At 66.2% G+C, this 5769-nt stretch carries 6 protein-coding genes; 4 read left to right on the forward strand and 2 right to left on the reverse strand.

The annotated features are described in order from the left end of the window. Both JNK68_05530 and JNK68_05535 read left to right on the forward strand, forming a co-directional pair. On the forward strand, positions 1-709 hold a 709-nt coding region (locus JNK68_05530), incomplete at its 5' end, for a WYL domain-containing protein (GenBank protein MBL8539816.1). 445 nt (positions 710-1154) lie between these two features. Then, entirely contained in the window at positions 1155-1496 is a 342-nt protein-coding gene (locus JNK68_05535) for a hypothetical protein (protein MBL8539817.1), read from the forward strand. A gap of 51 nt (positions 1497-1547) precedes the next feature. Here the strand turns inward: JNK68_05535 and typA are convergent, their stop codons facing one another. Continuing rightward, positions 1548-3380: a translational GTPase TypA gene (gene typA, locus JNK68_05540; protein ID MBL8539818.1), complete on the reverse strand. Its 1833-nt coding sequence runs from the start codon at positions 3378-3380 to the stop codon at positions 1548-1550. 83 nt (positions 3381-3463) lie between these two features. After that, positions 3464-4570 carry a helix-turn-helix transcriptional regulator gene (locus JNK68_05545; GenBank protein MBL8539819.1) on the reverse strand — a complete coding sequence of 369 codons (1107 nt, stop codon included), beginning with the start codon at positions 4568-4570 and terminating at the stop codon, positions 3464-3466. A 139-nt stretch (positions 4571-4709) separates the two neighbouring features. Between JNK68_05545 and JNK68_05550 the strand changes: the two genes are divergently transcribed. Further along, complete coding sequence (locus JNK68_05550) at positions 4710-5186, forward strand: formate dehydrogenase subunit gamma (GenBank protein MBL8539820.1); 477 nt, start codon at positions 4710-4712, stop codon at positions 5184-5186. Further along, positions 5177-5769: formate dehydrogenase (locus JNK68_05555; GenBank protein MBL8539821.1), on the forward strand; the 593-nt coding region annotated here is incomplete at its 3' end. The genes JNK68_05550 and JNK68_05555, both read left to right, overlap by 10 nt.

Raw genomic sequence — 5769 nt, forward strand, 5'->3', positions numbered from 1 at the left:
CATCGAGCCGGGAATTCTCGCGCCGCAGTTGGAACCGATCGCCGTGCGTCTGCGTATGCTGCTGGGCAGCGCCGATCATTCCGCCGAGGAAGTGCAAAGGCGCGTGCGCATCCTCGGCATGGCGGCACGGCGGTTCGGACGTGCAGATTTCGCGGTGGTGGGGTCTGCGCTGTTGCGCCGCAAGCGCCTCAGTCTGAATTACTACGTGCGTGCCCGCGATGAGATCACCGAGCGCGAAGTGTCGCCGCAGCGCCTGGTGCATTACCGGGACAACTGGTATCTCGACGCGTGGTGCCACTGTCGCGAAGATCTGCGAAGCTTTGCGGTCGACGCCATCCGCCATGCAGAAGTTCTCGACCAGAAGGCGCGCGACGTTCCCGAGAGCACGCTCAACCGTGTGCTCGGTTCCGGTTACGGAATCTTTTCCGGTCACCGGGTGCGCTGGGGGCGGCTGCGCTTCACGCCGGAACGCGCACGCTGGGTCGCCACGGAGGAATGGCACCCGCGTCAACGCGGCCGCTTCGAGGCCGACGGATCGTATGTGCTGGAAGTCCCCTACAGCGATGATCGCGAACTGGTGATGGACATACTGCGCTACGGACCCGAAGTCGAAGTTCTCGGTCCCGCGCCGTTGCGGCGGGCGGTGCGCGAGCGCCTTGCGGCGGCATTGGCGTGCTACTCGCCACCGCGCGGCAAGCTGCACAATTGATGTCGGGGCTCGATCACGCGATGGCGAACGCTGGGCGATCGGGGGGAATTCTCGGCGGGAATGCCCAGTCGTGGTGCCTGCTGCCTGTCTCCCTTAAAGTCTGCAAGGCCATGTTTAGATGCAATTATCAGCGGCTTGACCAGGGCGATCCGGGTGCTTGCGCGAGTGGTACGTCGATTGCAGTAACAGGCCCGCGATCGGCGAGGAGGATCGCGGGATGTCGCGGGGGAAAGATCACGCTTCGCGCTGGCTGTAGTGACATCTCTTCGGCGCCTCGCCGGTCCACCAGATTCTCCTGTCCTTCCAGACCGGCTCCGTCCTGCGAGCCGGTTTTTTTTTGCGGTGCGCGCGGCATTCCACATGGAAGAATGCTGCGTTGCTGGAATGCCGCCCCGCAACCGACTCTTGTGCTCCCTCACTCCAGGATCGAAGGAACGATGCAATGATGATTGAGCTGCGTGCATTCGCGGCGCTGGCCGCGCTGCTGGTGATCACCGGTGCGGGTGCAGCGACCGAACCTCCGCTACAGGCAACCACCGATGACGGGCGCAAGGTGATTCTCCACGCCGATGGTCGCTGGGAGTTCGGCGCTGTCGAGGGCGCTCAGGGAGCGCCCGCAGATCGGCCGGCGGCGGCCGGCTACGCACCCTCTGCGAGCGGGACGGCAAATGCGGCGGCGCGCCCGGATGACCGCTATTGCCAGGGGGGGCTCTTCGGTGTCGGCCGCCGCATCTGCCCAGGCGACCCGGACTACAATCGCGGTTCGCTGAATCCCAAGCTGCGCTGAGGCGTCGGGCAGCGACACGCTGCCAGCACGCCCGCGTCAGCCGGGCACGGCCTACGCGGCGGGGCTCAGGTTCTCCGCCGCCCGCGCCGCGCGTTTGCGCTCGTGCTCCTGCAGATGGCGCTTGCGCACGCGAATCGATTTCGGCGTGACCTCGACCAGCTCGTCGTCGGCGATGAACTCGATCGCCGATTCCAGCGTGAGCTGGATCGGCGGCGTAAGCCGCACGGCCTCGTCCGAGCCGGAGGCGCGTATGTTGGTGAGCTGCTTGGTCTTGATCGGGTTCACCACGAGATCCGAGTCGCGTGAGTGAATGCCGATGACCATGCCCTCGTAGAGCGGATCGCCGGGGCTTACGAACATGCGGCCCCGCTCCTGCAGCTTCCACAGCGCATAGGCGACCGCCTCGCCTTGTTCGGCCGAGACGAGCACGCCGTTGCGGCGCTCGCCGATCTCGCCCGCGAGCGGACCGTAGTCATCGAACACGTGGCTCGCGATGCCGGTGCCGCGGGTGAGCGTGAGAAACTCGCCCTGAAAGCCTATCAGGCCGCGTGCCGGAATGCGGTAGTCGAGACGCACGCGGCCCTTGCCATCGGGCTGCATGTCCTGCAGCTCGCCGCGACGGCGACCGAGCTCTTCCATGACGGCGCCCTGGTGCGCGTCCTCGACGTCGACCGTCAGGAGTTCATACGGCTCCCGCTTCTCGCCTTCGATCTCGCGGATCACCACGCGCGGCCGCGACACCGCGAGCTCGTACCCTTCACGGCGCATGTTCTCGAGCAGGATGGTGAGATGCAGTTCGCCACGACCAGACACGAGGAAGACATCGGCATCGGCGGTATCCTGCACGCGCAGCGCCACATTGCTCATGAGCTCGCGCTGCAGGCGTTCGCGCAGATTGCGGCTGGTGACGTACTTGCCGTCGCGACCCGCGAAGGGTGAAGTATTCACCTGGAAGTTCATGGTGAGCGTGGGCTCGTCGACGGCAATCGGCGGCAGCGACACCGGCGCCGCCGCGTCGCAGAGGGTGACGCCGATGCCGATGGCGTCGATACCGGTGACCAGCACGATGTCGCCCGCTTCCGCCGCACCCGTGACGACGCGCTGGAGCCCCTCGAACACCATCAACTGGCCGACCTTGGCCTTGCCGCGTGCTTCCTCGCCGCACATGACGGCGACCTCCTGGCCGCTTGCCACACGTCCGCGGGTGATGCGGCCGATGCCGATTCGCCCCAGATAGCTGGAGTAGTCGAGCGAGCAGATCTGCAGTTGCAGCGGTGCGGCGGCATCGACCTTCGGTTCGGGAACGTGCGCGAGGATCGCCTCGAAGAGCGGCCGCATGTCCCGCCCGGGCCGGGCCGCGTCGAGCATCGCGTAACCCTGCAGGGCGGACGCGTACACGACCGGGAAATCCAGCTGGTCTTCGCTCGCGCCGAGTTTGTCGAAGAGGTCGAACGTATGGTTGACGACCCAGTCGGGGCGCGCCCCCGGCCGATCGATCTTGTTCACCACGACGATCGGTTTCAGGCCCAGCGCGAGCGCCTTGCGCGTGACGAAGCGCGTTTGCGGCATGGGGCCTTCGACGGCATCGACCAGCAGCAGCACACTGTCGACCATCGACAGCACGCGTTCCACCTCGCCGCCGAAGTCGGCGTGACCGGGCGTATCGACGATGTTGATATGCGTGCCCTGATACTGGATGGCGCAGTTCTTGGCGAGGATCGTGATGCCGCGTTCGCGCTCGAGATCGTTCGAATCCATGACGCGCTCGGCGATGTGCTCGTGCGCGGCGAAGGTGCCGGACTGGCGCAGCAGTTGATCGACGAGAGTCGTCTTGCCGTGGTCGACGTGGGCGATGATCGCGATGTTGCGGAGGGCGCGGGACATGGGAGGCTGCCGGATCAGGAAAAACCGAAAATTATAGCAGGGTCTTGTGATAGATCGTAACGCCGCAGTGCGGGTTCAGGCATTCAGGCGGCACGATCGACTCTGCTGCGGCGGTCGAGCAGTTCCGGCATGGCTTCTTCGAGGCGCACGACCTCGCCGATCTGCGGCGTGGAGTAGCCGGGAAGCTCCGCCACCATGCGGCGGAAGCGCTCGCTCTTGAGATGCTCGAGGAGCGCGACGACATCCGGCCTCTCGGTCGCTGCCTGGCTGCAGATGAAGAGGTAACGCTCCCGCGTGAGCGGGATGAAGTCCAGGCGGAACTGCCGCGCTGCCGGCTCCACGCCGAATCCGGCATCTGCGGCGCCGCTCGCGACGTAGGCGGCGACGGCCGAGTGCGTGAACTCCTCCGTGCGGTATCCGCGGATGGTGCGGGCGTCGATGTTCGCCGCGGCCAGCACCTGGTCGAAGAGGAGTCGCGTGCCGGAGTTCTTCTGGCGGTTGATGAAGACGACATCGGCGCGCGCCAGGTCCTGCACACCCTCAATGCCCTTCGGGTTGCCGCTCGCCACGAACAACCCCAGCGTCCGCGTGACCAAGTGGATGACGCGCTGCTTGCGCGGCCGCAGCCAACGGGTGTACTTGGCGAGCGCAGGGCGGGCGAATTCGCCCTCCGGCACGTGCAGGCCGGCGAGATCGCAATTGCCCTTCTCCAGGGAGAGCAGCGCTTCGACGCTCCCGACGTAGCGCAAGTCGACCTGAAGGCGATCCTGCTCCTTGAGGAGTTCAGGGATGCGCGCGACGGCGAAGCCGTGCGCCGCGTGGATGCGGATGGTGGACGCCGCGGTGTCGAGCAGGCGGTTGATCTCGAGATTGAGTTCGGACGCCACCGAATCGAGCTGCGGGCCGAGCCGTGCGCTGACGCGCTGTTCCGCCCAGAGCAGCCTTTCGCCGAGCGGCGTGAGGAGGGCGCCCTTGCCGCGCTCGAAGTTCACCAGCGGCGCCCCGAAGAAGGCGTGCCAGCCTTCGACCAGGTTCCATGCGTGGCGGTACGAAAGCCCGACCCGCTCGATCGCACCGGACAACTTGCCGGCCTCGTGGATCGCGTTCAAAAGGGCGAAGAGTTCCGGTCCCAGCCGCTGTCCGTCTTCGCTCTCAACAACCCAGGTCGACTTGATGCTCAGACGCTTCATAGGCACTTTTCCGCATATTGAATCCAATCTCCCGAGTTGCTAACGTCCTTTCTCGGCGGGGAGTTCAACATATTATATGCACGGGCCAGCATATGGGTAATTGCCGGGTCTGAACTGCATAAGGGAAAGGAGGAGGGGAATGGATTCACTGGCGTCGCGCTCCGTGGAAGAGGCGGTGGCGCGCTTCAAGGACGTGCCGGGCGGGCTGCTGCCGCTGCTCCACGCGATCCAGGACGAGATCGGCCATGTGCCGCCCGCCGCTGTGCCGAGGATCGCCAGCGCGCTCAACCTGTCGCGTGCCGAAGTGCACGGCGTCGTCTCGTTCTACCACCACTTTCGCGCGCACCCCGCGGGACGTCACGTGCTGCACATGTGCCGCGCGGAAGCCTGTCAGAGCATGGGCGGCGACGCGCTCGCCGCGCAGGCACGCGAACGCCTGGGCATCGACTTCCACGAGACCACGGCGGACGGAAACCTCACCCTCGAACCGGTGTACTGTCTCGGTCATTGCGCCTGTTCGCCTGCGGTATTGCTCGATGGCGTGCCGCAGGGACGCATGACGGCGGAACGGCTCGAAGCGCTGCTCGCCTCGCTGGAGGACGCGCAATGGGCGTGAAGGTATTCGTTCCCTGCGACTCCAGCGCGCTTGCGGTCGGTGCGGATGCCGTCGCCCAGGCCATTAGCACCGAGGCGAAGCGGCGCGGCGTAGACGTGGTCGTGATCCGCAACGGCTCGCGCGGCATGATGTGGCTGGAGCCGCTGGTGGAGGTCGAAACACCGGCGGGACGCCTGGGCTACGGACCGGTCGCGCCCAGCGATGTCGTGTCCCTGTTCGACGGCGGTTTCCTGTCGGGCAAGCCCCATCCGCGCGCCATCGGCAAGGTCGAAGCGCACCCCTTCCTGGCGCGGCAGGAGCGCTTCTGTTTCGCCCGCATCGGCATCATCGATCCGCTTTCCCCCGCCGACTATGAAGCGGGCGGCGGCTGGCGCGGCCTGAAGAGCGTCGTTGCCATGGCGCCGGGCGATGCGGTCGCCACCGTCATCGAGTCCGGGCTGCGCGGGCGCGGCGGTGCTGCGTTTCCGACCGGCATCAAGTGGCGGACCGTGCTCGAGACGCAGGCCGACCAGAAATACGTCGTCTGCAATGCCGACGAAGGCGATTCGGGCACCTTCTCCGATCGCATGACCATGGAAGGCGA

Source organism: Betaproteobacteria bacterium (assembly GCA_016791345.1).
Classification (GTDB): Bacteria; Pseudomonadota; Gammaproteobacteria; order Burkholderiales; family JAEUMW01; genus JAEUMW01.

Excerpts from the sequence above, each read along its gene's own strand:
- typA (MBL8539818.1), bottom strand. The coding sequence starts at position 3,380 with ATGTCCCGCGCCCTCCGCAACATCGCGATCATCGCCCACGTCGACCAC.
- JNK68_05545 (MBL8539819.1), bottom strand. The coding sequence starts at position 4,570 with ATGAAGCGTCTGAGCATCAAGTCGACCTGGGTTGTTGAGAGCGAAGAC.
- JNK68_05550 (MBL8539820.1), top strand. The coding sequence starts at position 4,710 with ATGGATTCACTGGCGTCGCGCTCCGTGGAAGAGGCGGTGGCGCGCTTC.
- JNK68_05535 (MBL8539817.1), top strand. The coding sequence starts at position 1,155 with ATGATTGAGCTGCGTGCATTCGCGGCGCTGGCCGCGCTGCTGGTGATC.